This is a genomic window from Erwinia typographi, assembly GCF_000773975.1.
In the GTDB taxonomy this organism is placed as follows: domain Bacteria; phylum Pseudomonadota; class Gammaproteobacteria; order Enterobacterales; family Enterobacteriaceae; genus Erwinia; species Erwinia typographi.
Window position 1 is genome coordinate 1 of record NZ_JRUQ01000076.1, and the last position, 22,136, is coordinate 22,136.

The 22,136-nt window shown below is 54.9% G+C and carries 21 protein-coding genes, 1 tRNA gene and 1 pseudogene; 9 read left to right on the forward strand and 14 right to left on the reverse strand.

Going from position 1 to position 22,136, the window contains the following annotated elements; genetic code table 11:
* The first annotated feature begins 194 nt into the window (after positions 1-194).
* From NG99_RS23490 to NG99_RS23500, 3 genes are read left to right on the forward strand one after another with little or no spacing between them, the layout of a single operon-like run.
* Entirely contained in the window at positions 195-2,354 is a 2,160-nt protein-coding gene (locus tag NG99_RS23490) for a type I secretion system permease/ATPase (protein WP_052130848.1), read from the forward strand.
* A gap of 28 nt (positions 2,355-2,382) precedes the next feature.
* Positions 2,383-3,669 (forward strand): HlyD family efflux transporter periplasmic adaptor subunit, encoded by a 1,287-nt coding sequence (locus NG99_RS23495; RefSeq protein ID WP_084110614.1) that lies wholly within the window; start codon positions 2,383-2,385, stop codon positions 3,667-3,669.
* A gap of 10 nt (positions 3,670-3,679) precedes the next feature.
* Complete coding sequence (locus tag NG99_RS23500; protein ID WP_034898414.1) at positions 3,680-5,008, forward strand: TolC family protein; 1,329 nt, start codon at positions 3,680-3,682, stop codon at positions 5,006-5,008.
* Positions 5,009-5,061: 53 nt separating this feature from the next.
* On the opposite strand, the gene tesA is transcribed toward NG99_RS23500, so the two are convergent.
* Complete coding sequence (gene tesA / locus NG99_RS23505) at positions 5,062-5,685, reverse strand: multifunctional acyl-CoA thioesterase I/protease I/lysophospholipase L1 (protein WP_034898416.1); 624 nt, start codon at positions 5,683-5,685, stop codon at positions 5,062-5,064.
* Here tesA and ybbA point away from each other — a divergent pair.
* From ybbA to NG99_RS23520, 3 genes are all read left to right on the forward strand, one after another.
* Positions 5,656-6,342: a putative ABC transporter ATP-binding protein YbbA gene (gene ybbA, locus NG99_RS23510; protein WP_034898419.1), complete on the forward strand. Its 687-nt coding sequence runs from the start codon at positions 5,656-5,658 to the stop codon at positions 6,340-6,342. The genes tesA and ybbA overlap by 30 nt on opposite strands.
* The gene (gene ybbP, locus NG99_RS23515; RefSeq protein WP_034898421.1) at positions 6,339-8,756 is read left to right on the forward strand and encodes a putative ABC transporter permease subunit YbbP; all 2,418 of its coding nucleotides are present in this window, start codon (positions 6,339-6,341) and stop codon (positions 8,754-8,756) included. The genes ybbA and ybbP overlap by 4 nt, the downstream gene beginning before the upstream one ends.
* Before the next feature lie 146 nt (positions 8,757-8,902).
* Positions 8,903-9,562 carry an acyl-homoserine-lactone synthase gene (locus tag NG99_RS23520; protein WP_034898422.1) on the forward strand — a complete coding sequence of 220 codons (660 nt, stop codon included), beginning with the start codon at positions 8,903-8,905 and terminating at the stop codon, positions 9,560-9,562.
* Here NG99_RS23520 and NG99_RS23525 read toward each other — a convergent pair.
* The 5 genes from NG99_RS23525 to ppiB form a co-directional block, all read right to left on the reverse strand.
* On the reverse strand, positions 9,524-10,267 hold the full coding sequence (locus tag NG99_RS23525; protein WP_034898424.1) for a helix-turn-helix transcriptional regulator: 744 nt from the start codon (positions 10,265-10,267) through the stop codon (positions 9,524-9,526). The two genes, NG99_RS23520 and NG99_RS23525, sit on opposite strands and share 39 nt — an antisense overlap.
* A 385-nt stretch (positions 10,268-10,652) precedes the next feature.
* On the reverse strand, positions 10,653-11,723 hold the full coding sequence (gene purK, locus NG99_RS23530; RefSeq protein WP_034898426.1) for a 5-(carboxyamino)imidazole ribonucleotide synthase: 1,071 nt from the start codon (positions 11,721-11,723) through the stop codon (positions 10,653-10,655).
* The gene (gene purE / locus NG99_RS23535; protein ID WP_034898428.1) at positions 11,720-12,229 is read right to left on the reverse strand and encodes a 5-(carboxyamino)imidazole ribonucleotide mutase; all 510 of its coding nucleotides are present in this window, start codon (positions 12,227-12,229) and stop codon (positions 11,720-11,722) included. Before purE ends, purK begins: the two co-directional genes overlap by 4 nt.
* Positions 12,230-12,373: 144 nt before the next feature.
* Entirely contained in the window at positions 12,374-13,099 is a 726-nt protein-coding gene (gene lpxH / locus NG99_RS23540; protein ID WP_034898430.1) for a UDP-2,3-diacylglucosamine diphosphatase, read from the reverse strand.
* Positions 13,099-13,593 carry a peptidylprolyl isomerase B gene (gene ppiB, locus NG99_RS23545; protein WP_034898432.1) on the reverse strand — a complete coding sequence of 165 codons (495 nt, stop codon included), beginning with the start codon at positions 13,591-13,593 and terminating at the stop codon, positions 13,099-13,101. The genes lpxH and ppiB overlap by 1 nt, the downstream gene beginning before the upstream one ends.
* A gap of 234 nt (positions 13,594-13,827) precedes the next feature.
* Between ppiB and cysS the strand changes: the two genes are divergently transcribed.
* Positions 13,828-15,216 (forward strand): cysteine--tRNA ligase, encoded by a 1,389-nt coding sequence (cysS, locus tag NG99_RS23550; RefSeq protein WP_034898435.1) that lies wholly within the window; start codon positions 13,828-13,830, stop codon positions 15,214-15,216.
* A 69-nt stretch (positions 15,217-15,285) separates the two neighbouring features.
* Positions 15,286-16,374, forward strand: coding sequence for an AAA family ATPase (locus NG99_RS23555; RefSeq protein WP_034898437.1), 1,089 nt, complete (start codon positions 15,286-15,288; stop codon positions 16,372-16,374).
* Positions 16,375-16,409: 35 nt separating this feature from the next.
* Here NG99_RS23555 and ybcJ read toward each other — a convergent pair whose 3' ends face one another.
* Positions 16,410-16,622: a ribosome-associated protein YbcJ gene (gene ybcJ, locus NG99_RS23560; protein ID WP_034898440.1), complete on the reverse strand. Its 213-nt coding sequence runs from the start codon at positions 16,620-16,622 to the stop codon at positions 16,410-16,412.
* Entirely contained in the window at positions 16,622-17,488 is an 867-nt protein-coding gene (folD, locus tag NG99_RS23565) for a bifunctional methylenetetrahydrofolate dehydrogenase/methenyltetrahydrofolate cyclohydrolase FolD (RefSeq protein ID WP_034898441.1), read from the reverse strand. Before folD ends, ybcJ begins: the two co-directional genes overlap by 1 nt.
* A gap of 183 nt (positions 17,489-17,671) precedes the next feature.
* On the opposite strand from folD, the gene NG99_RS23570 reads away from it, so the two are divergent.
* Positions 17,672-17,748 (forward strand) — tRNA-Arg (locus NG99_RS23570).
* Between the two features lie 68 nt (positions 17,749-17,816).
* Here NG99_RS23570 and NG99_RS28555 read toward each other — a convergent pair.
* The 6 genes and pseudogenes from NG99_RS28555 to NG99_RS23605 all read right to left on the reverse strand — a co-directional run bounded on the left by NG99_RS28555 (position 17,817) and on the right by NG99_RS23605 (position 22,010).
* Positions 17,817-17,999, reverse strand: a complete 183-nt coding sequence (locus tag NG99_RS28555; RefSeq protein ID WP_072017656.1) for a helix-turn-helix transcriptional regulator — start codon at positions 17,997-17,999, stop codon at positions 17,817-17,819.
* Between the two features lie 45 nt (positions 18,000-18,044).
* Positions 18,045-18,929 carry a hypothetical protein gene (locus NG99_RS27730; RefSeq protein WP_052130849.1) on the reverse strand — a complete coding sequence of 295 codons (885 nt, stop codon included), beginning with the start codon at positions 18,927-18,929 and terminating at the stop codon, positions 18,045-18,047.
* A 9-nt stretch (positions 18,930-18,938) separates the two neighbouring features.
* Positions 18,939-19,694, reverse strand: coding sequence for a hypothetical protein (locus tag NG99_RS23585; RefSeq protein ID WP_034898520.1), 756 nt, complete (start codon positions 19,692-19,694; stop codon positions 18,939-18,941).
* 314 nt (positions 19,695-20,008) lie between these two features.
* Positions 20,009-20,743 carry a DUF2786 domain-containing protein gene (locus NG99_RS23595; RefSeq protein ID WP_052130850.1) on the reverse strand — a complete coding sequence of 245 codons (735 nt, stop codon included), beginning with the start codon at positions 20,741-20,743 and terminating at the stop codon, positions 20,009-20,011.
* Positions 20,744-20,925: 182 nt separating this feature from the next.
* Positions 20,926-21,486 (reverse strand): annotated as a pseudogene (locus tag NG99_RS28955) (3'-5' exonuclease); the annotation flags it as partial.
* The gene (locus NG99_RS23605; RefSeq protein ID WP_034898445.1) at positions 21,483-22,010 is read right to left on the reverse strand and encodes a hypothetical protein; all 528 of its coding nucleotides are present in this window, start codon (positions 22,008-22,010) and stop codon (positions 21,483-21,485) included. The pseudogene NG99_RS28955 and the gene NG99_RS23605, both read right to left, overlap by 4 nt.
* Positions 22,011-22,136 lie beyond the last annotated feature (126 nt).

The window sequence follows — 22,136 nt, forward strand, 5'->3', positions numbered from 1 at the left end:
ATTAGGCGCAGCTATTTAGTCTGACGGCATAATAAAATGCTGCCCGGCGGCAGAGGTATGCCGGGCAGAAACTCAAACGCTAGCGCCTGGCTTATTGCAGGTGTTAGCGTTTCTTTATTGCGATGCGTCTCTGAGAAAAGGCGCGATCGGGGATTTTTGATTTCTCATGGATTAACAACACTAAAGGAATAGACATGGAGTTCTCCTCCTCTGATGCTGATGAGGCGCACGATCCGCTTTTTTGGGCGATTAAATGGCTTGCCCATCACCACGCAAAAAATTGCAGCCGTGCGGTGCTTTATGCCGGCCAGCCACGCGAAGCAAGACTTTCTCCACAGTTGGCCGTAAGAATGCTGGAGCAGATTCAACTGAAAGCCGGATGGGCAAAGCGTGAAGTAGACTCACTGCATGTCAGCCTGCTGCCTACCATTATTACCTGTCTGGACGGGAATGCCTGGGTGATTACCGCCCGGAAGGGAAAGGGTGAACAGGCCGTTTATACCGTGTTTTCCCCTGAAAATCAGGGGCATCCACAGCAGGTCACCGCGACAGAGATGTCTGCGGTTCACTCAGGCTATGTCCTGCTAAGTTCAGTACCGCCGAAGAGGCAGCCGCCCGTTGCGCTGCTGGATCTTCCCCCCGCAGGGAAAGAAGGTCACTGGCTTTTCACTACGCTCTGGCGCTATCGCCACTATTATCTCAGCGCGGCACTCGCCACGCTGCTGGCCAATATTCTTACCCTGGCCTCCACTTTTTTTACCATGAACGTCTATGACCGGGTTGTGCCAACTCAGGCTTACGTGACGCTCTGGTCTCTCGCCATTGGCGTAGTCGTCGCCATCGTGATGGAGTTTTTTACCCGCTTGATCCGCGCAAGGCTGCTGGACACCGCCGGTAAAAAAGCCGATCTCTTACTCGGCAGCCGATTGTTTCAGCAACTGCTGGCCATCCGCCTTGAGAACAGGCCCCAGTCTTCCGGCTCTTTTGCTAACCAGCTACGGGAGTTTGAATCAGTCCGCGATTTTATGACTTCGGCCACCCTGACTACGCTGGCGGATTTGCCGTTCTGCCTGCTATTTGTTGGCGTTATTTACCTGATTGGCGGGCCGCTGGCATGGGTTCTGCTGTGCGCTATCCTGGTGGTCATTATTGCCAGCTTCTGCATCCAGTGGCCGCTGGCAAAAAGTATGCAGGAAAATCTGCGTGAAATTTCGCTGAAGCAGGGCGTGTTGATCGAAACCATCGAAGGACTGGAAACCCTCAAAGCGGTGCGGGGCGAGGGCAGTATGCAAATGCGCTGGGAAGAGTACAGCGCGCTGGCCGCCGCGTCCTCTATCAAGGCGAAGGCCTGGTCTTCGGCTATCGTCACTTTTGTTTCATTTGTTCAACAAATGACTACGGTGGCGATGGTCACCTGGGGCGTCTATTTGATCCATGCGGGCGAACTGACGATGGGATCAATGATTGGTACGGTTATTCTGGCCGGACGCTCACTCTCGCCGCTGGCGTCGGTGGTCGGACTGGCGGTGCGCTTTCAGCAGGCGAGAGCGGCGTTAGGTTCGCTGAACCGCCTGATGGAGATGCCCGTCGAACGGAATCCTGAGGTGAATTACATTGCGCTGCCCGAGACGAAAGGCGATTTGACCCTTGAGGCGGTCGGTTTTTCTTATCCGGCAAGCGGAATGATCATGATGCCTCAGGTTTTAAAGTCAATCGCGCTCACTATCCGGGCCGGAGAGCGGGTGGCTATTCTGGGCAATATAGGGAGTGGCAAATCGACGCTGCTCAAGATTATGGCGATGCTCTATCAGCCAACGGCTGGCAAAGTCACCCTGAATAACCTCGATGCCAGCCAGATTGATCCGGCAGACTGGCGCAGTTTAGCGGGATACGTGGGGCAGGAGAGCCGTTTATTCAGTGGAACCCTGCGCGACAACATTACGCTGGGCGATCCGGGTGTGACTACCGAAGACTTTCTTCACGTAGCTCGGGTGACCGGCGTGGAGCGCATTGCCGCACGTCATCCCAGTGGCTATGCCATGCCGGTAGGCGAAAGGGGCCAGGGATTATCAGGTGGACAAAAACAGCTGGTCTCACTGGCGCGAAGCCTGCTGCTGAAGCCTCAAATTTTGCTGATGGACGAGCCGACCAGCGCCATGGACACGCAAACGGAAAAAATGTTTGTTGAGCATCTGCAAAAATCTCTTACTCACGAAACGCTGGTTCTGGTCACTCACCGCCATTCCTTGCTGGGCCTGGTTGACAGGCTGATCGTACTGGACAACGGGAAAGTGGTCGCCAACGGGCCAAAAGATGAGGTTATCGCCTCGCTGCAGGCAGGGAACAAACGCTAATTTGCCACTTTCAGGATGAAAGCACGTTATGGAACGGAATACTAAACAGGCCGCCGACATCGCCTTAAGCGAGGACGGCAGCCTCGGGCAGAAAGAAAATACTCAGGGCGAGGTTAAAGCGGCAGATCTTCCCTATATACGCGACCTGCAGCAGGCTTTGCTTAACCAGAAAAGCCATTACAGCCTGGTGGTGCTCTGGCTGATGATTATTTTTATCATCCTGCTGCTGGTTTGGGCCAACTTTGCGCGGGTCGAAGAAATTGTGCGTGGCGAGGGGAGCATCATCCCAGCGCAGCGCGGTCAGGTAATACAGAGCCTTGAAGGCGGTACGCTGCAAGCGCTGCTGGTTCGGGAAGGCGATGTCGTGGAGCAGGGCGCGGTGCTGCTCAGACTGGACCCGCTCCGTGCGGATGCGTGGTATCGGGAAGGGCGCTCTAAAATTCTGGGGCTGGAGGGCACCATCGCCCGACTGCGGGCGGAGACGTACGATTTGCCGCTGTCATTCCCTGAGGAGGTTCGCGGCGTAGACTCTATCGTCAATAATGAAACCCAGGTCTGGCAGGCGCGAAAACAGGCGCTGGCGGAGAGTATCCTCTCGCTGCAAAAGAGCCTGAAACTGGTAGAGCATGAAATTAATTTGTCAGAGCCGCTGATGAAGAAAGGGTTGATGTCCGAAGTTGAGCTGCTGAGAATGAAACGCCAGAAGCACGATTTCAATCTGCAAATAATGGAGCGCAAGAGCCGGTTCCGTGCGGAAGCGAATGCCGATCTTAACCGACTGGAAAGTGAACTGTGGCAAACCAGGGAAAATGTGATTGCCCGCGAGGATGCGGTTCGTCGCACCACGTTAACCGCTCCAGTAAAAGGGACGGTTAACAACATTCGGGTGACCACCACCGGCGGCATTATTCAGGCCGGGGCAGAAATAATGACCCTGACTCCGCTGGACGACAGCCTGCTGATAGAGGCAAAAATCAGCCCGCAGGACGTTGCATTCCTTCGCCCCGGACAGCCGGTTACGGTGAAGATCAGCGCCTATGATTACGCAATTTATGGCGGGCTTGAGGGCCGGCTCGAGCAGATCAGTGCCGACACCTTAAAAGATGAAGATAAATTACGTCAGGGACGCCCGGACGCGACCTACTACCGGGTATACGTTCGGACTGTTAATACCTCACTTAAGGTGAAAGAAAAAGAGTTCCCCATTCTACCCGGCATGATAGCCAGCATTGAAATTAAAACGGGCGAAAAATCGATTCTCGACTATTTGCTTAAACCCGTACTGAAAGCCAGGGAAGCCTTTCGGGAAAGATAAGGATATACAGATGCGCATTTTTAAGCCTTACCTTAAGGTCCCCCTTTTTTGCGGCGGATTGTTCTGTTCAGTAGCTGCCTGTGCCGCTTTGCCCGGCAGCGATGCGGCGCACTGTTCCACTGCCAGCGATAGCAAAGCCTGGTTAAAAAACACTATTAGTGACGCGCTGGTCTACAGCTCGGAGTTGAAAGGCGCCGCCGCCGGGGTTTCCAGCGCCCAGTTTTCCATGGAGGCTGAAAAAGGCCAGCGCTGGCCTCAGCTAAGAGCAGGATTGGGCACGCCGATACGGAATTTTGGCCACGGCATTGAGAACAAGAATCAGTCTTCTCCTTCTGATACCAGCGCGTCGCTTAATATGGTTACCACGCTCTATGACTTCGGCAAAATTGCCAGCAGCATTGAACGCGCCGGGAAGAGTCTTGAAGTGGCGCAGGAGAGTGAGAACGCACAGCGTAATCAGGTGGCTGCCGTCACGCTGACCTCGCTTATGGAGCTACAGGAGTACCAGCAGGAGGTAGAGATTGCCCGTCGCTGGGAAATACGCATGGCGCAGCTGGTTGCCATGATGGGCGAAATTACCTTACACGATCGGGGGCGTAAGAGTGAGCTGGTGCAGGCGCAGGCGAAGCTGCTGCAAGCTCAAACCGAAGTTCAGCGCATGGAGAGCCGTATTCGTACTGTCCAGCTTAAGCTGTCCCGCCTTACCGGTCGTGACATCACGCTTCCGGCCTGTTTGCGCTGGGAGGAAAACAGTATCAGTAAAGCGGCGGCTTTTTCCGGGCTGGAAGATCATGTTCTGCTTCGGCTGGCAAAAGCCGAAATTGCCAGCGAAGTGGCGTCTGAAAGTGCGGCAAAGGCCGCCCGCTATCCGACTCTTAACTGGGTTGTCTCAAAAAATACCGCTAAAAACAGCATTGGCCAGGAAAATGCCTGGTACACCGGGGTGGAAGTTTCCTGGAACCTGTTTACCGGCGGCTCCGCCAGCGCCATGCAGAAAGCGGCCGCCGGACGTATTACCGTTAGTCAGATGAAATATGAGACCCAGCTGCGCGAACTTGTTTATCAATTGAATGAATATCTTTTTGACCGCGACGCGTTGCTGAGTCGGGCACAGGAGTATGCAAAGCTGGCGATCACCTCTGACAGCGTGCGTAAGATGTTTTACGAGCAGTGGTCTTCGTTGGGTAAGCGGTCGCTGCTGGATTTACTGACCGCGGAAAATGACTATTTTAATCATCAGATTTCGGCCACTTCGACGCTTTTTAGCGCCTACCGGGCCAATGCTGGCGTACTTGTCACCTCTTCCCTGCTGCTGGAATGGCTTAACGGCACGTCCTGAAAAGTAAAGTTATCATTTTCATAACTTTACCCGCCAGGCCCCCTAAAGTGGGTTTACTCGTGCTTAACTAGTGGAGCCAGCTCTTTAGCCATCAGTCCGGCAATAAAGGGCTGGGCATTGGGATTCGGGTGGATCCCATCCTGCTGCATCCACTCCGGCTTGAGATAGACCTGCTCCATGAAAAAGGGCACCAGTGGAATGGAGAATTCTTTTGCCAGCTTCGGATAAATATCACTGAAGGACTTGGTATAACGGCGACCATAGTTGGCCGGAATACGAATTTGCATCAGTAAAGGCTGCGCGTTGGCCGCTTTCACCTGAGTAATAATTTTACTGAGATCCTGCTCAATATTTTTCGGCGGAAATCCCCGTAAACCGTCATTGCCTCCCAGCTCGATCAGCACCCAACGAGGTTGATGCTGTTTCAGCAGCGAGGGCAGGCGCGCAAGTCCCTGCGTTGCCGTATCGCCGCTTATGCTACCGTTAATGATAGCGGGCGTTTTCTGCCATTTATCATTGAGTAACGCAGGCCATGCCGCCGTAGCGGACATTCGGTAACCCGCGCTGAGGCTGTCGCCCAGCACCAGCAGGGTCTCTGCCGCCGCCGCCAGGTGCGTCATCATCACCAGTAACAACAGGAAAGGGTAATGCCAGCGGAAAACATTGTTGAAGTTCATCGTCTTAGTAAGTCCGTCGGTCAGGGTGAGCATCAGCTTTCCATCCTTACCGGAGTTGAGCTGGTTGTCAAACCTGCTGAAACTATTGCGTTGATTGGTGAGTCCGGCTCCGGCAAATCCACGCTGCTGGGCATTCTGGCCGGGCTGGATGACGGCTCTGAGGGAGAGGTGTTTCTCCTCGGCTCGCCGCTTCATCAGATGGATGAGGAGCAGCGTGCCGAACTGCGGGCGAAAAGCGTAGGGTTTGTTTTTCAATCCTTCATGCTGGTGCCTACCCTCAATGCGTTAGAAAACGTGCAGCTTCCGGCTCTGCTGCGCGGCGAGAGCGACCGTCAGAGCCGTGAACAGGCGCAGGCACTGCTGACCCAGCTAGGGCTGGCCGGGCGACTGAGCCATTTGCCTTCGCAGTTGTCGGGCGGAGAGCAGCAGCGCGTGGCGCTGGCAAGAGCGTTTAACGGCAGGCCCGCGCTGCTGTTCGCCGATGAGCCTACGGGCAATCTGGATCGCAAAACGGGCGATCGTATTGCCGATCTGCTGTTCTCCATGAACCGCGATCTCGCTACCACGCTGATTCTTGTTACCCATGATGAGCAACTGGCGGCCCGCTGCGATCGTCGTCTGCGGGTGCGCGACGGCAAGCTGTGGGAGGAAGCATGATCTGGCGCTGGTTCTGGCGTGAATGGAAATCCCCCTCGCTACTGATTGTCTGGCTGGCACTGACGCTGGCCGTCGCCTGCGTGCTGGCGCTGGGATCGCTCAGTGACCGGATGGAGAAGGGGCTGACCCAGCAAAGCCGCGATTTTATGGCGGGCGACCGGACGCTGCAAAGCGCTGGCGAAGTGCCACAGGCGTGGCTGGATGAGGCGAAAAAAGAAGGCTTGCAGATTGGTCGCCAGCTGACGTTTATGACCATGACGTTTGCGCAAGACACGCCGCAGCTGGCCTCGGTGAAGGCTGTCGACGATCTGTATCCAATGTTTGGCACGCTGGCAACGGAACCGGCAGGATTAAAACCTGCTGCTGGCACCGTACTGGCTGCCCCCCGGCTATTGGCGCTGCTGAATCTTAAAGCTGGCGCGGAGCTGGAGGTTGGCGACACCACCTTGCGTATTTCCGGTGAGGTGATTCAGGAGCCTGATGCGGGCTTTAACCCCTTTCAGACCGCGCCCCGGCTGCTAATGAATCTGGCCGACGTGGGGAAAACCGGCGCGATCCAGCCCGGCAGCCGCGTAACGTGGCGTTATAAATTCGCCGGAACGCCGGAACAGCTCAGCCGCTATGACCGCTTTATTGCCACCCATATCAAAGCCGATCAGCGCTGGATCAGCGTGGAAAACTCGCAGGATGCACTGGGCAAATCGATGGTGCGTGCTCAGCAGTTCCTGCTGCTCTCGGCACTGCTGACGCTGATGCTCGCCATTGCGGCAGTGGCGGTAGCGATGAGCCACTACTGCCGAAGCCGCTACGATCTGGTTGCCGTGCTGAAAACGCTTGGGGCCAACCGTGCCGCCTTAAGAAAGCTGATTATCGGCCAGTGGCTGGCGGTGCTGCTGCTGGCGGCAGTCTGTGGCGGAGCCATTGGCATGGGCTTCGAGGTGCTGCTGCTGCGGATGCTGAAGCCCGTCTTGCCGGGCGAGCTGCCTGCGGCCAGCGCCTGGCCGTGGCTGTGGGCGGTTGGCTCGCTGTTTGTTATCTCGCTGCTGGTCGGGCTACGGCCTTATCGTCTGCTGCTCGCTACGCAACCGCTGCGCGTGCTGCGCCGTGATGTGGTTGCCGGCGTCTGGCCGCTGAAGTTTTATTTACCGGCGATGGCGCTGGTGGTGGTTGCACTGCTGGCGTTACTGGTTGGCGGCAGCAAACTGCTTTGGGCGCTGGTTGGCGGCATTGTTCTGCTGTCTGCACTGCTGGGCGCCATTGGCTGGGGAGGCCTGATAGCGCTTCGCCGCCTCAATGTACGTCATCTCGCCTTCAGGCTGGCGATCAACCGCCTGCTGCGCCAGCCGTGGACCACGCTCAGCCAGCTGGCGGCTTTCTCGCTGTCGTTTATGCTACTGGCGCTGCTGCTGGTGATGCGCGGCGACCTGCTTGACCGTTGGCAGCAGCAGCTTCCTCCCGGCAGCCCGAACTACTTCCTGCTCAATATGACTCAGGATCAGGTGCCGCAGGTGAAAACCTTCCTTGAGAAGAATCACGTAGCGCCGCAAACCTTCTTTCCTGTTGCCAGGGTCAGGCTGACGGAAATTAACCAGAAGCCAGCCGATCCGGCTCTGGATAGCGCGTTGAACCGTGAGCTCAACCTGACCTGGCAAGCACAGCTGCCGGACCATAACCCGCTGACGGCGGGGAACTGGCCGCCGAAAAAGGGCGAGGTCTCGATGGAGGAGGAGCTGGCCGGAAGGCTGGCCGTGAAGCTGGGCGATACGCTGACCTTTACCGGCGATACCCAGACATTTTCGGCAAAAATTACCAGCCTGCGCAAGGTGGACTGGGAGAGTCTGAAGCCAAACTTCTTCTTTATCTTTCCACCCGGCGCGCTGGACGATCAGCCGCAAACCTGGCTGACCAGCTTTCGCCTTGAGGGAAATAACCCGCTGCTGACTCAGCTGAACAGAACGTTTCCGACGCTCAGCCTGCTGGATATCGGCAGCATTTTGCGCCAGATAGCTCAGGTGCTGGCGCAGGTCAGCCAGGCGCTGGAGATCATGGTCGTGCTGGTTACCGCCTGCGGCGTGCTGCTGCTGCTGGCTCAGATTCAGGTGGGAATGCGTCAGCGCAGCCAGGAACTGGTGGTTTACCGCACGCTGGGCGCCAGCAGAAAACTGCTGCGCGGCACCCTGTGGTGTGAGTTTGCGCTGCTGGGTGTCGTCTCAGGCGTTGCTGCCACCATTGGTGCGGAAGCGGCACTGTGGGGGTTACAGCGCAAAGTCTTCGACTTCCCGTGGGAGCCTGATTTCCTGCTGTGGCTTGCGCTGCCGCTGACCGGCGCGCTGCTGCTCTCGGTCTGTGGCGGCTGGCTTGGCGTCCGCCTGCTCAAAGGTAAAGCCCTGTTCCGGGGATTTAACGCCACATAATAATACCGGCTGGCATTGCGCCAGCCCGCGTCATTTATCATTCCTTTCTTTTTTGCCCAATGCACAGCCGGGAAGGGATAGTGCTTTGTGGCGGGTTAATGATAAGGGTATTATTAGCGCAATGTTTAGCTATGGATGGAGTGTTTATGCTGCACTTGCTCGATGTGAATTATAGTTTTCTGTCTGAATTGAAATCGAAAGAGCTTTTTACCCTGCGCAAGAAAGTGTTTAAGGATCGGCTTAACTGGTTGGTAAACGCCGAGAATAATATGGAGTCGGACGAGTACGATAACCCGCGAACCACCTATATTTTTGGCGTTTATCAAGAGTCATGCATTTGCAGCCTGCGATTTATTGAAATCAAATATCCCAACATGATCACCGGGACATTTAAGTCCTGGTTTAAAAATATTGATCTCCCGCAAGGAAATTTCGTCGAAGCCAGCCGGTTATTTATTGATAAAGATCGCGTGCAGGCGCTGGAGCTTCGTCAACAGCCGGTCAGCGCGCTGCTGTTTCTTTCGATGATCAATTATGCCAGGCATTATGGCTATGAAGGAATTTATGCCATTGTCAGTCATCCGATGTACCTGATCTTTCGCAAATCAGGCTGGAAGATTGAGGTGGTGGAACAGGGGACGTCGGAAAAAGATCAGAATATCTATCTGATCTTTATGCCGGTAGATCGGGTGAACCAGCAAACGCTGATGGCGCTGGTCAGGGCAAAAGTTCCGGTAACGGGATGCGAGCTGGAGAGCTGGCCGCTCTCATTCCCCGTCAGGAAGCACCGGGCGGATCAGGTTTAGCTCGATCCCCAGCCGGATGGCGTGCCTGGCATTGGTCACGCCAAGCTTCTTCACGGCGTTACCCATATGATATTTTACCGTGGTGAGTTTGATTCCCAGGATCAGGGCAATTTCCTGATAGGATTTCCCCACGCTGGCCCAATAAATGATCTCGTTTTCACGGTTGGAGAAAATTTCGCGGGTGTTCATCTCTTCAAAATCGGCGCTTCTCACCTGATCCTGATAGAGCTGCGTCAGCTTTTCGTGGGTGGTAATCAACAGCATTTGCAGCTTGTCTTTATTAATCTGAATCTGCTCTTCGATATTATCATCGCAGTGTTTATCCAGCATGATAGACAGTACAACAAGATTATTGTTGTGGTCGTGCAGCACGAAGGTATAGCCGTTGATGATGTCGTGATTTCGCGCCATATCAAATAATTTAGGCACCTTGACGCCTTTATTCAGCATCAGGTTTTCATCCCATGAGAAGGGGGTCAGTCGGTAGAGCGCGGTAATCAATACCGGGTCGATAAACTGGAAGTTGTTCTCAATATAGACCTTAAACCACTCCTGCCGGTTAGAGATAATAGAGAAATCCGCCGGATTTCTTTTGCTCATAATGGCATAGGCATATTTAATGTTGTTGAACTGGGCCAGTTTCCTTTCCAGGTACTCCTTCACTGACGTATTAATAGCTTGATTATCAAAAAATAATTTGGCCATGTCATTATCTCCCTGGGTAATTAGCGCTTCCTTCATCGATGCGCGACTTTATCATATCTTGATTCGTTCGCCTAACCCCCCGATCGCACGGTTGGCAGGAAAATGCAGCAGTTGGCCAGACTCTGAAAAACACAGGGAAGCAAAGGGAGGAGAAGGGATGGAGGTCAAGAGTAAGGGTGAACCAGCACGCACTTAGCAGACTAAGAGGTAAATAATTTTTACCTTTCTTTACTCTGTTCGATGAAAACTGGTTCCCTTGGTGTTGGCAATCAAAAAATAATTAACTAATAACTAAGCAATATTTATGTTCTTGTCAGCCAGTAAGATACGTTTTTTGATCGTAGAATGATAGCCATACTTAAGTACAGTTAAGCACTGTCTTTTTTCAGGTGCCGAGTTTAGCCACCGCCCAGGCGATGCCGCTGGCGTACTCTTCCGGCAGTTGTGGAACCAGCGCATTCAGCGCGGCCTGTAGCGCAGGCTGGCTGACATCCGACAGGTTCAGGTGACCAACTTTACGCCCTGGCCGCACTTCTTTTTCATACCAGTGCAGATGTACCAGCGGCTGATTAAGCCAGGCCTGGTTGACGGCGGTGCCGATCAGGTTAACCATCACCGAAGGCGTGCTGACCACCGGCCTGGGGAGCGGCAGATCGAGGATTGCCCGCAGATGCAGCTCGAACTGGCTGATGGACGCGCCGTTCTGGGTCCAGTGTCCGCTATTGTGCACGCGCGGAGCCAGCTCATTAATCAGCAGACCTTCCGGTACTACGAAACACTCCATCGCCATCACGCCGACGTACTTCAGTTCGTGCATGATGGCTGACAGCATCGCTTCAGCCTGCTGCTGTTGGGCGGCGTCAGGAGTGGGGAAAGCCACGCTGGTGCGGAGAATGCCGTCCTGATGCAGGTTATGGGTCAGGGGATAAAAGACGGTGCTGCCATCGTGAGCACGAGCGCCGACCAGCGAGACCTCGCCAGAAAAGTTGATGCCCTGCTCGACAATGCATTCGCCGTAGCAGTCAGCGGGTAACGCTGAGGTTTCGTTGGCGCGCAGGCGCCACTGCCCGCGGCCGTCATAGCCACCGGTGCGCCGCTTAACGATTGCCAGCTCGCCGAGCGTAGCAAATACCTGCGGCCATTCTGCCGTCTCTGCCAGCAGTTGCCACGGCGCGGTCGCCAGGCCCAGCTGGTCCAGTAGCTGCTTCTGCGTCAGGCGATCGGCCAGGCGTGGAAAGATATCGCGGTTGACGAAAGCGGTGTGGTTCGCCAGCTCACGCGTCAGTGCGGTTTCCGGCCAGCGCTCGATTTCTGCGGTGATCACGCTTTGCTGAATCGGCAGCGCTTCCGGCTCCGCATCCAGGCCTACCGGATAAACGGCGATGCCCAGCGGCTCACCCGCCTGACGCAGCATCCGGCCCAGCTGACCATTTCCTAATACGCAGACCGGCTTCATGCTTCCTCCCGTGGGTCCGGGTTGTTCAGTACTTCATTGGTCTGAGCCTGACGCCATTCCGCGAGACGGGCAGACAGCCCAGCATCGTGAATAGCGAGGATCTGCGCCGCCAGCAGCGCAGCATTGGCCGCGCCGGCTTTACCAATCGCCAGGGTGCCTACTGGAATGCCGCGTGGCATCTGCACAATAGAGTACAGGCTGTCTACGCCGCTCAATGCCGCGCTCTGCACCGGTACGCCAAGTACCGGCACTAACGTTTTCGCCGCCAGCATCCCCGGAAGATGGGCTGCCCCGCCTGCGCCTGCAATGATCACCTGAATGCCGCTATCCGCCGCCTGCTCGGCAAAGCTGAACAGCTTGTCCGGGGTACGGTGCGCCGAAACCACTTCGCACCGGAAGGGCACTGCCAGGCTGGTGAGAATGTCCGCGGCAAATTGCATGGTTGCCCAGTCACTTTTGGAACCCATAACAATAGCAATGCGGGCCGGTGCGGCGTTGGATGACATGCGGGTCTGACTCCTGTGATTGTACAAACGTCATCTGACTGCCCAGGCGGTCAGATGGGAAGGGCAAAGAGAATAGCATGACTCCGCAGCAAGGAAAACGTTTGCCCAGGCATCAGCAGGGCATTTGCGGCATTTTTTCCAGTTTCAGAAAGGGAAATAAATAAGCGATGTTTCGCTGTCGCTGACCCGGATCATCGACCCTTCGTGATGCCAGGCACCGAGCACCAGCCGTTCACCCGGCAGCCCATTCACCTCAAGCTGATGAATGGCCGGGCGATGGGTATGGCCATGGATCAGATACTGCACCTGATGACGCGTCATCGCGGCGGTGACCGCCTGCGCATTCACGTCCATAATAGCGACGTCTTTGCTGCTGTTGGCGTGCTTGCTGCCCGCGCGCATCCTGAGCGCAATCCGCTGGCGGAGAAACAACGGCAGGGCAAGGAACAGCTTTTGCAGCCAGGGTTGATGCACCTTATGCCGGAAGCGCTGATAGCCCCGATCGTCAGTACAAAGCGTGTCGCCATGCATGATCAGGATCCGCTTGCCGTACAGCTCAGGCACCTGCTCTTCCGGCAGCAGCGTCATGCCGCTGGCCGCAGCGAAACGCTTACCGAGCAGGAAGTCGCGGTTACCGTGGATGAAATAGCAGGGGATGCCCTGTTGCTGAAGCTGCCGCAGGGCCGCAGCAATTTCTGCATGCAGCGGATTCGGATCGTCATCACCAATCCAGGCTTCGAAAAGATCGCCAAGGATATAGAGCGCCTCGGCCTGAAGCGCATCACGGCGTAAAAAAGCAAGAAAACCGGCAGTTATTGCCGGTTCATCTTCACACAGATGGATATCTGCGATAAATAGCGCGTGAGGCATTATTCGCTGACGGTGACTTTCTGGATCAGAACGTCGTCTTTAGGTACGTCCTGGTGCATGCCGCTGCGGCCGGTGGCAACCGCTTTGATTTTCTCAACCACGTCCATACCTTCAACCACTTCGGCGAACACGCAGTAGCCCCAGCCCTGTAGGCTTTCGTCACGGAAGTTGAGGAAGTCGTTGTCCGCAACGTTAATGAAGAACTGGGCGGTAGCGGAGTGAGGTGCCTGGGTACGGGCCATTGCCAGCGTGCCCCTGGTGTTTTTCAGGCCGTTGTTCGCTTCGTTACGGATTTCGTCTTTGGTATCTTTCTGCTGCATACCGGGCTTAAAACCGCCGCCCTGGATCATAAAGCCGTTAATAACACGGTGGAAAATAGTGTTGTCGTAAAAACCTTCACGGCAATAATCCAGGAAGTTTGCAACGGTAGCTGGCGCTTTGTCATCGAAGGTTTTGATAACGATATCGCCATGATTTGTCTGGAAAGTGACCATGTTCTCATCCTGTAAAGGTTGGAAGGGTGAAAGAGTAAGGCGGTGCTGGCGGCCCTGGGACGCCAGCACGCTATTAACAGACGGCTTTTATATCACAAAATGTGATGACGAGTCAGCACCGCTGCATAAACGCCGGCGGGCATAACCTTGCTTTGCGTGGCACTTCCGTTAACAATACGTCAGAATAGGCTTTTCACTGGTTTTAACCCGCACACGTCAAAACGGAATGCTTCCATGCTAAAGATTTTTAATACCCTGAGTCGCCAAAAAGAGGAATTTAAACCTATTAATGCTGGTCAGATCGGCATGTACGTGTGTGGCATCACCGTTTACGACCTGTGTCATATTGGTCATGGCAGAACTTTCGTCGCCTTTGACGTGGTGGCGCGCTATCTGCGTTATCTCGGCTATTCGCTGAAATATGTGCGGAATATCACCGACATTGACGACAAGATCATCAAACGTGCGAATGAAAATGGCGAAACGGTAGAGCAACTGACTAACCGCATGATTGCGGAAATGCACAAAGATTTCGCCGCGCTGAACATCCTGCCGCCGGATCTGGAGCCGCGCGCTACTCGCCATATCAGCGAGATCCTCGAAATCGTCAGCAAGCTGATCGATCGCGATCATGCTTACGTCGCCAGCAACGGCGACGTGATGTTTTCTGTGCCAAGCGATCCCAGCTACGGCCAGCTGTCCCGCCAGGATTTGGAGCAGTTGCAGGCCGGGGCGCGCGTGGAGGTTGAGGCTGACGTCAAGCGCAACTCCATGGACTTCGTGCTGTGGAAAATGTCGAAACCTGACGAGCCGAGCTGGCCGTCTCCGTGGGGCGCGGGCCGTCCGGGCTGGCATATCGAGTGTTCAGCCATGAACTGCAAACAGCTGGGTGAGCACTTTGATATTCACGGCGGCGGTTCCGATCTGATGTTCCCGCATCATGAGAACGAAATTGCCCAGTCTTCCTGCGCGCACGATGGCCCGTACGTGAACTACTGGATGCATTCCGGCATGGTGATGATTGACCGCGAGAAGATGTCCAAGTCGCTGAACAACTTCTTCACCGTGCGCGACGTGCTGGCGCATTTCGATGCGGAAACGGTGCGCTATTTCCTGATGTCGGGTCACTATCGTAGCCAGTTGAACTATGGCGAAGATAACCTTAAGCAGGCTCGCTCGGCGCTGGAGCGTCTTTACACCGCGCTGCGCAACACCGATAGCCATGCCGAACCCGCTGGCGGCGAAGCGTTTGAAACCCGCTTCCGTGAGGCAATGGATGACGATTTCAACACGCCGGAAGCGTACTCGGCGCTGTTTGATATGGCGCGCGAAGTGAACCGTCTGAAGGCTGAAGACATGACGGCCGCCAACGGCCTCGCCGCGAAGCTGCGTGCGCTGGCAGGCGTGCTGGGGCTGCTTGAGCAGGACCCTGAAGTCTTCCTGCAAAACGGCGCTCAGAGCAACGATAATGAGGTGGCGGAAATCGAAGCGCTGATCAGGCTGCGACTGGACGCCCGTAAAGAGAAAAACTGGGCGCAGGCAGATATGGCGCGCGACAAACTGGTGGCGATGGGCATCGTGCTGGAAGATGGCCCGCAGGGAACCAGCTGGCGTCGCGGGTGATCTCCGCGTGAGTTAAGGTATTACCGACAGGGGCGCAAGCCCCTGTTTGCATTGGTGCAGGAGAAGATGATGACCATTCAGCGGCTTTCTCTGGCAGGCTTTCGCTCAATCCGCGATGTGGAACTTGAGCTGTCACCGCTTAACGTGATCAGCGGGCCAAACGGCTGCGGCAAATCCAATCTGTACAAAGCGGTGCGCCTGCTGCATGAAGCGGTAAGCGGGCGGCTGTCTGCTGCGCTGGCCGAAGAGGGGGGTATTCAGAAAACGATGTGGGCAGGTGAGCCGAAGCGAGGGGAGACTCGTCGCAACGGCAAGCGAATGGTGCTTGGCGTCGAGATGGATGACTACGATTACCAGCTGGAGATCGGTTTTCCTGAACCGCTGATCAGCCTGTTCAATCTCGACCCCCTGGTCAAAACGGAGAACGTCTGGCTCAGCGGCCAGCGCCGCCGTCCCTCTTCTTTACTGCTTGAACGTAAAAATCAGGCGGCTTTCCTGAATAATATTCAGGGCGATCGGATCGCTTATCCCTCTTCACTGCATGAAGAAGAGTCCGTTTTTTCCCAGCTCTCCGACCCCCATCTTTATCCTGAAGTCTCCCAGGTGCGCGAGAACCTGCGCAAATGGCGCTTCTATCACGAGTTTGCCGTCTGGCCCGGTTCGCCGATCCGTGCGCCGCAGGTTGGCATACGCGCGCCAGTTCTGGCTCACGACGGTCACAATCTGGCGGCCGCGTTTGAAACCCTGCGCGAGCGTGGGCACACGGAACTGCTTTACTCGGTGCTGGCGGAAGCCTTTCCCGGCAGTGAGTTCTTTGTTGAAGAGCAGGGCGGTCGTTTTCAAATGATGATGCAGCGCGAAGGCATTCTGCGTCCTCTTGAGGCAGCCGAGCTTTCCGACGGCACGCTGCGTTTTCTCTGCCTGGTCGTCGCGCTGCTCAGCCCAAGGCCGCCCACGTTTATGGCGATCAACGAGCCGGAAAACAGCCTGCATCCCGATTTACTGCCTGCGCTGGCGCTGCTGATTGCCGAGGCCAGCCGCTACAGCCAAATTTGGGTAACCAGCCATTCGCCTCGTCTGGCGGAGCAGATTGGCAGACACTGTGAGCTCAGCCATTACCAGCTGGCGCAAAAAAACGGGGAGACGGTGGTGGTGTAAAAGCCCCACCCGAACGGGCAGGGCAAAGCGGGATATTACTCGACGACGGTGATGCTGTTACCGTCAAACACCACGGTTTGGCCGGTTACGATCTTGCAGCGCTTGCGGGTCTCCACTGCGCCATCGACGGTGACCTGACCTTCCGCAATCAGCGTTTTGGCTCTTGCGCCGCTTTCTACCAGACCTTCCAGCTTCAGCAGATCGCACAGGTCCACATGCGGGTGTTTACCTAAAGAAAAAGTGGCCATTATTCCGCTGCTCCATCATGAAATTCTTCGCACGCGTACAGGGTATTCTGAATCAGCGTCGCTACGGTCATCGGGCCGACGCCGCCCGGTACTGGGGTGATATAGGAGGCGCGCTCAGAGGCGTCGGCAAAATTCACATCTCCGACTACCTTTCCGCTTTCCAGCCGGTTGATCCCAACGTCAATAACCACTGCGCCTGGCTTAATCCAGTCGCCAGGAATAAAGCCGGGCTTGCCAACGGCCACCACCAGCAGGTCCGCATGTTCCACATGGAAGCGCAGATCTTTGGTGAAGCGATGCGTAACGGTGGTGGTGCAGCCTGCCAGCAGCAGCTCCATGCTCATCGGACGGCCTACAATGTTCGAGGCGCCGACCACTACGGCATTCATCCCGAAGGTATCGATGCCATAGCGCTCAAGCAGGGTCACGATGCCACGCGGCGTACAGGGGCGCAGCTTGGGCGCACGCTGGCAAAGACGGCCGACGTTATAAGGGTGGAAGCCATCGACGTCTTTAGCTGGAGAGATGCTTTCAAGTACCTTCACATTATCGATACCTGCCGGTAACGGCAGTTGCACAAGAATTCCGTCGATTTCGCTGTCGTGGTTCAGCCTGTCGATCAGCTCAAGTAGATCGGCTTCGCTGGTGGAGGCGGGCAGATCGTAAGAGCGTGAGATAAAGCCCACTTCTTCACAGGCGCGACGCTTGCTGCCGACATAAATTTGCGAGGCCGGGTTCTCACCGACCAGAACGACCGCCAGGCCAGGGGCACGCTTTCCAGCCGCCAGGCGCTGCTGTACTTTTTCAGCAACCTCTTGCCGCACCTGCTGCGCAATCGTTTTACCGTCAATAATCTTTGCTACCATCAGAGAGGGGATCCATCTGTGTTGAGTTGAAACGGGGATTGGCGCCTATTTTGTCAGAAGCGGGCGCTGCTGTCAGGCACAGTTTCGGTTGTTACTGTTCAATAGTGCAGCAACAGAGCGCGTCCGCCTGATAAATCGTTGACTCAGCAGGTGCGCTCCGTATAATTCGCCTCAGTTCACTATGCGCCCTTAGCTCAGTTGGATAGAGCACCGGCCTTCTAAGCCGTAGGTCACAGGTTCGAATCCTGTAGGGCGTACCAATATAATCAATAAGTTACCCGCATTTCTGCGGGTGTCCTTAAAAAGATAGGTGCTCTAACGGGTGCTGTTAGGCTTTCTGCTCAGAAACCCATTTCTCGTAAACACTCTCCGGCCAGCCAAGAAATGATCCGCTTCTACTACGCTGTGGCGCGGGGAATTCTTTTTTCTTAGCCCACATCCTCCATAGTGTCGGATGGCTTTTTCCTGTTAACTGGCACATCTCTTTCAAGCCAATAAATCGAGTAGCCATTAACATTCCCCCTTGGGTTCGTTGACAATGATTTTGGTATCGTTACTACTCATCGCTCACCGTCCCGCTTTCGCGTAAGCAGTCGGTTACCTTCCAGTAGCCTTTTCTGCGCATGTAGTCCGGCACTGACTTCACTAAGCTATGGTCAGGTTTGGCATTTTTCAGCGCGTGGACTAATCGCCTAATCTGCATCACTAAATCGTCCGGCGCAGCAGTTGGTTCACTCCCGCTGTTGAGGCGCTGCAACTTACGCAGACTATCCTCAACATCTTCAGCCCATGGTTGCCATTCATCCGGCATGCCACCTTTAGCGCCTGCGATATGGTTGGCTAAGCAGTAGATTTCCTCTCTGATAGCGTCATCCGGCACAGCAACCGGGGCGGCTGGCACTGGCTGGCTAAAGAGCGGGCGCACTTCACATCCTTCCTTAACCGCTGCATCTCTCCCGGATTCGCTAATGCCTAACCAATCACCATTCACTGACATAAATTGCCAGTAAACTGGCCTCTGCTCCCGAAGCGCCGCCAGCTCTTTTTCTGCGGCCTGCCGCGCCCTGAATTGCGCACGTCGACTTGCCTTAACGTTGTGAATAGCCAGGTCTTTCATGTAAAGCTGGTGCTCAGCATTAGCCAGGCGCTGGCGTAACTCGTCGTTCTCCAGCTCAGCAATCCGCGCCGCCTGGGCGTCGATGTGGGCCAGCAGGTCAGGCAGTGCGTTAACAGCGCTTGCAATCAGTTTCATGTTATCCGATGAAACATTTACGCATGTATGGCCATCAACCGCTTTAAACGCATGAATGACATCGCCATCTTTACCTTCAGCGCTCGTTAATCTGGTGTGACTGTTGCTTGTCCACCACTTCCACGGCAATGGGAGGGCGAATTTAATCAGCCCGCGTAGATTGTTTAATTGTTCAGTGGTAATTGTCATGCTGGCTCCTCAAACTTCTAACGGTAATTGCAGGGAGATACGGTCTCTTTTTTCGCAATAATTCAGCGTTCCAGGGCTGTTATGTGATTCGATACGTTCAACAAGAACGGCGGCCCGTGTTTCCTTTGACGCGGGCGCATAAGCGCCAGACCACGCTTTATCGATTCCGATGTTCCTCGCAACGTTGGTGCTGTCTGCACTGGCCAGCGGCAGTTGTGTGAATATCAGTGGGTTGAGCATCCGCAGGCCGTGGAATTTTGTCACTGGCTGTCCGTGTCCGTCTGTAACGTGGCGAATTAGGTCCTTCATCCTGGTGACTGCCAGATTTGGCCGTTTAACGTCATATTCTCCGCAGCTGCCAATCGCTACCCGTGGGTATTCATGGCAGAGACGAATGAACCGATCGTCGCTTTCATTCATGTGCCAGACAGGAACACCGTAGAAATCACCGTGCGGCCACTCATCCAGTAGCGCCTCGTTCTCCGCCTCACCGCCGTCTATAACGTCCGGGATAATTGCGAAATCAAACCCAGGGTGATTTTTCCAGCGCGCCACGAAATCGTAATAATCGCGCCAGTCGATTTTGTTGCGGCCAGCTGCCTTCCACGCAGTGAACGCACCGTTATCCAGCGCGAATGACTGGCAGACCTCAGAGGCGAGATTAATTTGCGCGGGATGGGCAAACGAGATGAACGCATGCCTGCCGCGCCATGCACGCAGAGCACATGTATCAGGCGTTATTGGCCCGCCGTGGTAGTGGATCATCTGCACCTCGATTTCCCCGGACTGGTAAACAGCCACGGCTGCTGTGACAGCGGTAGAGTTTTGTCGTATGGGCGCTGGTTCATGAGGAACCCCCGGCACTTTCGAAATGAGTGATAGCGGCGGAATAAATTTCCTTGACGGTGTCCCAGGGGATGATGTGCCGCTCAACCCAAGAGCCACGATCATTACATTCATCGCAACCTGCGCCGTCACACTGAAAGCAGCACATTTCATATTCAACTTTGAACTCACCCATCAGCGCAGCCTTAGCACCGTTCTCAGCAGTCAGGCGGGCAGGTACAGAAACGAGGCGCTCATGCATGGCCGTTCTCCATACCGATCAGGGCAGGGCTATTGCTATCCCCTTCAACCCCATGGAATACCTTCGCATGCATCCCTTCTTTGTAACCGAGATACGCAGCGTGTGAAGACTCGCCTGAGCCTTTTGATTTACGGCTTTTTGCCTCGCTAACACCCTCATCACGCAACTTTGCAGCGTAAGCATTCATCTTTGAAGTCTGGTCATCACTGATCACAAGCGCCTTCACGGCGTGATAAGCCCCAGATGCCCACCCTTCACAAAACTGGTCAGCTAGTGCTGCCTTATTTTTTGGGGAAAAACGGCCGCAATGCCTGTCCTGAAAGTCTTTTCTGGACTGCTTGATTTGGCGTGTTAAAACATCAAAGATGTACGCGGCAGCAATATCCCTGCCATCGAGGCCGTAGAACTTAACGACCCGTTTACGCTTAAAACTTGGAGTTAATCGCCAGCTCACTAGGCATTTAACTGCAAAAGCTTTTTCGATGGTCATAATAAGAAAGCCCATATAGCGAGGCAGTCTTTCAGCATCGCTTGGAGATATTTTGCTTTGGCTGGTATTAATCTCCGAAAACACCACCTCTGATTCGCTCAGCCCGTGCTCTTTCATGAACGCTTGTGCTTTGGACAGAGCGTTAGCCGCTTCTGCTGGGCTGCTGGTACTTTCAGCCAATCGCATTAGCTTCTGGATTTTTGACAGATATTTCTTTTTTGCAGACGCGTCCATCATTCTCCTCCCTGCTCACCGTTGCGGAGGGCGGCATCAGTGGCCGGTACAGAAACATAATCCGGTAGCAACTGGCGCATGATCCCGCATTCTACCGCCAGGGCGTTCACCTGCTGCTGGAGCTGGCGAATGGTTTCCTTATCGCTGGTGGCCATAGCTGCGCGATTATCGATCTCAGCATTCAGTAATTCTGCGCTGGTGGTTGGGATTATCTTCTGCCAGATAGCGAAAACGTACTTTGCCTGGTGAATAGCATCGGCCAGAGCGTTATGACGCTCGCCCTCAAATGGAATATCGCGTTTGGGATCAAAACCTATCTGGCGTCCAAGCTCGACCATCGTTCTGACATCGCGGTCCCGAATGAACAACCAGAAAGCAGGCTGACCGATACGCTGGTAAGCGGCGCGCAGGATTACGTTGTCGAATGCGGCACCATTACCCCAGACCTGGCAAGCTCCAGCTTTATTTCTCTTCACGAATTGTGTCAGCTATTCAAGAGCTTTAAGGATGCCAATCTGGTTGGTGCGTAGAGCTTCCCGCGCCTCATTCGACTGACGCATCCACCATTCGATAGTGTCAGGGTCAGGAACTGCACCCAGCGCCATTTCACTGGAAAGCGACACGGTAGCTGAGAACTCGGCGCCAGTTTTGCCGGTGGATGGTTCGAAGAAAACAGCGCCGATCGCCACGATAGGAGCGTTCGGTTTATTGCCCATGGTTTCCAAGTCGATCATTAAATTGTTCATACCGCGATTCCCCGCAGGTCATTAAAGCGTTGGAGGAACTGCACGCGCGCTTGCATCGGATGAAGTGGGAAGATCACGAACGATGCAGGGTCAATGCCGTCCAGAATCGGCCATGGTGTTCCGTCATCCAGACCGAATTCCCGGCGCTCAGTCGCCAGCATGATCAGATCGGCACGTTTGACCGGTGCGGACATAACTGGTGGAAGGTTGAATTTATCGGCGATGGCATGCTCGACGTTGCCTAAAACAGCCTGGTAGTCTGGCAGCAGCGCTTTTAGTGGCGAGTTGATGTCGCTGCAGTAGGCTTCAGCCGCATCATGCATCAAAGCTTCCAGTGCAAATTCTGGCGGAACCAGTTGACTAACCAGTACGGAATGCTGGGCGACGCTGTAGAAATTTGGCAGGTGGCCAGTAAACCTACAGATATTTGACAGAGCGACAGCGATATCTTCAATACAAATGCTGTTCTGGTCAATTTGCACAAAATTAAAATGCTTGCCGGTTACTGTGGTGATCCACGACATATTGTTCTCCACTTAATAAGCGCGCCACTGCACTGGCGCAGGATGTTGGTTGCACGAATCCCTTGCCATTGCTGGCAATAATTAACGAAATTACGCTTCACTAATTGCCCCGACTGGCAGGGCAAT

Coding starts and splice junctions, on each gene's coding strand:
- NG99_RS23520 (WP_034898422.1), top strand. CDS start 8,903: ATGCTGCACTTGCTCGATGTGAATTATAGTTTTCTGTCTGAATTGAAA.
- NG99_RS23500 (WP_034898414.1), top strand. CDS start 3,680: ATGCGCATTTTTAAGCCTTACCTTAAGGTCCCCCTTTTTTGCGGCGGA.
- folD (WP_034898441.1), bottom strand. CDS start 17,488: ATGGTAGCAAAGATTATTGACGGTAAAACGATTGCGCAGCAGGTGCGG.
- lpxH (WP_034898430.1), bottom strand. CDS start 13,099: ATGCCTCACGCGCTATTTATCGCAGATATCCATCTGTGTGAAGATGAA.
- purK (WP_034898426.1), bottom strand. CDS start 11,723: ATGAAGCCGGTCTGCGTATTAGGAAATGGTCAGCTGGGCCGGATGCTG.
- cysS (WP_034898435.1), top strand. CDS start 13,828: ATGCTAAAGATTTTTAATACCCTGAGTCGCCAAAAAGAGGAATTTAAA.
- tesA (WP_034898416.1), bottom strand. CDS start 5,685: ATGAACTTCAACAATGTTTTCCGCTGGCATTACCCTTTCCTGTTGTTA.
- NG99_RS28555 (WP_072017656.1), bottom strand. CDS start 17,999: ATGGCTACTCGATTTATTGGCTTGAAAGAGATGTGCCAGTTAACAGGA.
- purE (WP_034898428.1), bottom strand. CDS start 12,229: ATGTCATCCAACGCCGCACCGGCCCGCATTGCTATTGTTATGGGTTCC.
- ybbA (WP_034898419.1), top strand. CDS start 5,656: ATGCCAGCGGAAAACATTGTTGAAGTTCATCGTCTTAGTAAGTCCGTC.
- NG99_RS23490 (WP_052130848.1), top strand. CDS start 195: ATGGAGTTCTCCTCCTCTGATGCTGATGAGGCGCACGATCCGCTTTTT.
- NG99_RS23595 (WP_052130850.1), bottom strand. CDS start 20,743: ATGATGGACGCGTCTGCAAAAAAGAAATATCTGTCAAAAATCCAGAAG.
- NG99_RS23495 (WP_084110614.1), top strand. CDS start 2,383: ATGGAACGGAATACTAAACAGGCCGCCGACATCGCCTTAAGCGAGGAC.
- NG99_RS23605 (WP_034898445.1), bottom strand. CDS start 22,010: ATGTCGTGGATCACCACAGTAACCGGCAAGCATTTTAATTTTGTGCAA.
- ppiB (WP_034898432.1), bottom strand. CDS start 13,593: ATGGTCACTTTCCAGACAAATCATGGCGATATCGTTATCAAAACCTTC.
- NG99_RS23525 (WP_034898424.1), bottom strand. CDS start 10,267: ATGGCCAAATTATTTTTTGATAATCAAGCTATTAATACGTCAGTGAAG.
- ybbP (WP_034898421.1), top strand. CDS start 6,339: ATGATCTGGCGCTGGTTCTGGCGTGAATGGAAATCCCCCTCGCTACTG.
- NG99_RS27730 (WP_052130849.1), bottom strand. CDS start 18,929: ATGACAATTACCACTGAACAATTAAACAATCTACGCGGGCTGATTAAA.
- NG99_RS23585 (WP_034898520.1), bottom strand. CDS start 19,694: ATGATCCACTACCACGGCGGGCCAATAACGCCTGATACATGTGCTCTG.
- NG99_RS23555 (WP_034898437.1), top strand. CDS start 15,286: ATGACCATTCAGCGGCTTTCTCTGGCAGGCTTTCGCTCAATCCGCGAT.
- ybcJ (WP_034898440.1), bottom strand. CDS start 16,622: ATGGCCACTTTTTCTTTAGGTAAACACCCGCATGTGGACCTGTGCGAT.